The 4,308-nt window shown below is 70.4% G+C and carries 5 protein-coding genes and 1 pseudogene; all 6 read left to right on the top strand.

The window, feature by feature from the left end:
* Window positions 1-315: pseudogene (locus G6031_RS15100) on the top strand (NUDIX hydrolase); the annotation flags it as partial.
* A gap of 95 nt (window positions 316-410) precedes the next feature.
* Window positions 411-1,316 (top strand): pyridoxal 5'-phosphate synthase lyase subunit PdxS, encoded by a 906-nt coding sequence (gene pdxS, locus G6031_RS15095; protein ID WP_182653693.1) that lies wholly within the window; start codon window positions 411-413, stop codon window positions 1,314-1,316.
* A gap of 7 nt (window positions 1,317-1,323) precedes the next feature.
* On the top strand, window positions 1,324-2,241 hold the full coding sequence (locus tag G6031_RS15090) for an acyl-CoA thioesterase II (RefSeq protein WP_182653692.1): 918 nt from the start codon (window positions 1,324-1,326) through the stop codon (window positions 2,239-2,241).
* A complete protein-coding gene (gene pdxT / locus G6031_RS15085; RefSeq protein WP_179525380.1) occupies window positions 2,238-2,855 on the top strand; it encodes a pyridoxal 5'-phosphate synthase glutaminase subunit PdxT in 618 nt (205 codons plus the stop codon). Before G6031_RS15090 ends, pdxT begins: the two co-directional genes overlap by 4 nt.
* A gap of 81 nt (window positions 2,856-2,936) precedes the next feature.
* On the top strand, window positions 2,937-3,689 hold the full coding sequence (locus tag G6031_RS15080; RefSeq protein ID WP_182610072.1) for a YebC/PmpR family DNA-binding transcriptional regulator: 753 nt from the start codon (window positions 2,937-2,939) through the stop codon (window positions 3,687-3,689).
* A 59-nt stretch (window positions 3,690-3,748) separates the two neighbouring features.
* The coding region (gene ruvC / locus G6031_RS15075) for a crossover junction endodeoxyribonuclease RuvC (protein WP_182653691.1) at window positions 3,749-4,308 on the top strand (560 nt) is incomplete at its 3' end.

Raw genomic sequence — 4,308 nt, 5'->3', positions numbered from 1 at the left:
GACCCCCGGCCCGACCCGGACCCGGCCCGGCCCGGCCCGCCCGCGGACGACGGTGCGCCGGACGCCGAGAGGGCGGAGAACACCCTCGGCACCCTGCTGGCCGGGCTGGACGTCGCCGTGCTGCCGGTCGACCTGGCCGCCGAACTCGAGGACGTGTCCGACAGGGTCGCGATGGCGCGGAGTTTCTACAACGACGCGGTCCGCGACACCAGGACCCTGCGCGAGAAGGGGACCGTCAGGGCGCTCCGACTCGCGGGGCGCGCCCCGATGCCCGACTACGTCGAACTCGTCGACCACCCACACGCGGGAGGCTGACCCGGCGCGGTGGGGCGGCGGTTGGGGAACCGAGGTCAGGGCGACCTACACTGGACGCCTACTACGAGTCATCGACGCCAGGAAAGGCCTATTTCGTGAGCGAGCCGCAGTCCACCGAGAACACCACCGGAACCGCACGCGTCAAGCGAGGTATGGCCGAGATGCTCAAGGGTGGCGTCATCATGGACGTCGTGACCGCCGAGCAGGCGAAGATCGCCGAGGACGCCGGCGCCGTGGCCGTCATGGCCCTCGAGCGGGTCCCCGCGGACATCCGCGCGCAGGGTGGTGTCGCCCGGATGAGCGACCCCGACCTCATCGACGGGATCATCGAGGCCGTCTCCATCCCCGTGATGGCCAAGGCCCGTATCGGCCACTTCGTCGAGGCACGGATCCTCCAGGCGCTCGGCGTGGACTACGTCGACGAGTCCGAGGTCCTCACCCCGGCCGACTACGCCAACCACATCGACAAGTTCGACTTCACCGTGCCGTTCGTCTGTGGCGCCACCAACCTCGGCGAGGCGCTGCGGCGCATCACCGAGGGCGCGGCGATGATCCGCTCCAAGGGCGAGGCCGGTACGGGTGACGTGTCCAACGCCACCACGCACATGCGCAAGATCCGCCAGGAGATCCGCCGCCTGCAGAACCTGCCCGAGGACGAGCTCTACGTGGCCGCCAAGGAGCTCCAGGCGCCGTACGACCTGGTCAAGGAGGTGGCGCGCAACGGCAAGCTCCCCGTGGTGCTGTTCACCGCCGGCGGCATCGCCACCCCCGCCGACGCCGCGATGATGATGCAGCTCGGCGCCGAGGGCGTGTTCGTCGGCTCGGGGATCTTCAAGTCCGGCAACCCGTCCGAGCGTGCGAAGGCGATCGTCAAGGCCACCACCTTCCACGACGACCCGGAGACCCTGGCGAACATCTCCCGTGGCCTGGGCGAGGCCATGGTGGGCATCAACGTGGACGACATCCCGGAGCCGCACCGGCTCGCCGAGCGGGGCTGGTGACCCACCGGTGGCCAAGATCGAGGACATCCTCGCGATCGAGCGCATCGACCGCGATCTCTACCGCGGTCACCCGATCGAGACCCACCTGCAGCGCACCTTCGGCGGCCAGGTCGCCGGTCAGACCCTGACCGCCGCGGTCAGCACCGTCGACGACGACAAGCACGTCCATTCGCTCCACGGTTACTTCATCCGGCCGGGGATCCCGTCGGCTCCCACCGTCTTCCAGGTGGACCGGCTGCGGGACGGTCGGAGCTTCGCCACCCGGCGGGTCACCGCGATCCAGGAGGGCGAGCCCATCTTCTCGATGTCGGCCTCCTTCCACCTCCGCGACCAGGAGGGGATCGAGCATCAGGACCCGATTCCCGACGTGATCGACGCCGAGGAGATCCCCGCGCCGCGGTACGAGGACCTGGACGAGACCCACCGTGTCTTCGTGGACGAGTGGGCGCAGTGGGACATCCGGATGGTGCCGCCCGACAGGCTCCGCGGATCCTCGCAGATCGCCTCACAGCAGAGGGTGTGGTTCCGGTGCGTGGACGAACTGCCGGACGACCCCAACTTCCACGTGTGCACGCTCGCCTACATGTCGGACATGACCCTGCTGAGCTCGGCCAAGGTCATCCACCCCGATGAGCCCACCCAGGACGCCTCCCTGGACCACGCGATGTGGTTCCTGCGCCCGTTCCGGGCCGACGACTGGCTGCTGTACGACCAGACGTCCCCGTCCGCCTTCGGCGGCCGGGCCCTCACCCAGGGCCGCATCTTCGACCGGACGGGGCGCCTCGTCGCGGCGGTCACCCAGGAGGGGTTGTCGCGTCGCCTCCGGGAGGGGGCGCAGCCCTTCCCTGTGGACCTGTCGGGCACCGGGTCCGACCGCACCGCAGCCGCCCGCGGGGACGCCGGTTCCCGCGGGGACCACAGGTGAGCGCGGCGAATCGCCCCCGGATCGGCGTGCTCGCCCTCCAGGGCGACGTCGCCGAACACCTGCGCCACCTGGAGACCGTCGGGGCGGAGGCCGTCACCGTGCGCCGCCGATCGGAGCTGGACACGGTCGACGGGCTCGTGCTGCCCGGCGGTGAGTCGACCGCGATGAGCCGCCTACTGGACGTGTACGACATGTACCAGCCGGTGTCCGAGCGGATCTCGGGCGGGATGCCCGTGTACGGCTCGTGCGCGGGGATGATCCTGCTGGCCTCCGTGGTGCTCGACACCCGCCCGGACGCCACGTGGTTCTCCGCCATCGACATGACCGTCCGGCGCAACGCCTTCGGGCGGCAGGTCGACTCGTTCGAGGCCGACCTCGTCGTCGACGCCCTCGGCCCCGACCCGTTTCGGACGGTCTTCATCCGGGCACCGTGGGTGGAGACGGTGGGACCGGACGTCGAGGTACTCGCCGGCGTCCGCGCCTCGGACGGCGAGGATCACGTGGTCGCGGTGCGCCAGGGCAACGCCCTCGCGACCTCGTTCCACCCCGAGGTCACCGACGACGTGCGCGTCCATCGGTACTTCCTCGACATGGTCAGGGCGGCGACCTCGTAGAGTGGGCCGTCAGCGACACCCGTAAGTCACCCGGAGGTCATCCAGGCCTCACCCCAGACACCCCGGAGGGCGGAACTCCCCATGTCAGGCCATTCCAAGTGGGCCACCACCAAGCACAAGAAGGCGGCGATCGACTCCAAGCGCGGCAAGCTCTTCGCCAAACTCGTCAAGAACATCGAGGTGGCGGCCCGCACGGGTGGCGGTGACCCCGACGGCAACCCGACGCTGTTCGACGCCATCCAGAAGGCCAAGAAGAACTCGGTCCCGGGCGACAACGTCGAGCGCGCGCGGCGGCGCGGCGCCGGCGAGGAGGCCGGCGGCGCCGACTGGGAGACGATCATGTACGAGGGCTACGGCCCGAACGGCGTGGCGATGCTCATCGAATGCCTCACGGACAACCGCAACCGCGCGGCCATGGAGGTCCGCACGGCCATGACCCGCAACGGCGGCAACCTGGCCGACCCGGGCTCCGTGGCCTACCTCTTCGCCCGGAAGGGTGAGATCGTCCTGGACAAGGGCGAGCTCGAGGAGGACGACGTCCTGATGGCGGTGCTCGAGGCGGGGGCCGAGGAGGTCAACGACCTCGGCGACCGCTTCGAGGTCATCTGCGAACCCACCGACCTCGTCCAGGTCCGCACGGCGCTCCAGGAGGCCGGGATCGACTACGACTCGGCCGAGTCGGGCTTCCGGGCCTCCGTCGAGGTCACCGTCGACGCCGAGGGGGCGGGGAAGATCTTCCGCCTGATCGACGCGCTCGAGGACTCCGACGACGTCCAGAACGTCTACTCGAACGTGGATATCCCCGACGACGTGCTGGCGGCCCTGGACTCCTGACGGCCGCGTCGCTGGTAGGGTCTCGAACGTAGGTTCTACCACTGGTCGGCGGAGGTTCGATGCGCGTCATGGGAGTGGACCCCGGGCTGACCCGGTGCGGTCTCGCGTTGATCGAGACGGCACCGGGCCGCGCCGTCACCGCTCTCGACGTGGACGTGGTGCGGACGAGTGCGGACGAACCGCTCGAGCGTCGCCTGCGGGCGGTGCACGAGGTGGCCGACGAGTGGATGGCCGTTCACCGGCCCGACGTGGTGGCCATCGAGCGTGTGTTCGCCCAGAACCAGGTGTCCACCGCGATGGGCACGGCGCAGGCGGCCGGGGTCGTGGCCATGGCCGCGGCGTACCGGGACATCCCGGTCGCGTTCCACACCCCCTCCGAGGTCAAGGCCGCCGTCACGGGCAGCGGTCGCGCCGACAAGAAGCAGATGACCCTGATGATCACGCGGATCCTCGGCCTCCAGAAGCCCCCGAGCCCGGCGGACGCCGCGGACGCCCTGGCGCTGGCGGTCTGCCACAGCTGGCGGGCGCCCATGCAGGGCCGGGTGGCCGCGCTCGACGCCCAGGTCTCGAGGTCACGGGCGGGGTTCCAGGCCAAGGTCGTCAAGGGCAGGGCGGCGGC

Origin of the sequence: Dietzia sp. CQ4 (genome assembly GCF_014145125.1) — a bacterium.
Lineage (GTDB): Bacteria > Actinomycetota > Actinomycetes > Mycobacteriales > Mycobacteriaceae > Dietzia > Dietzia natronolimnaea.
The sequence above is the reverse complement of the archived record's forward strand: the minus strand, read 5'-3'. Positions and strand labels throughout refer to the sequence as shown.

What these genes read in the sequence shown, in the direction of transcription:
- G6031_RS15080 (WP_182610072.1), top strand. Translation starts at nt 2,937, where the DNA reads ATGTCAGGCCATTCCAAGTGGGCCACCACCAAGCACAAGAAGGCGGCG.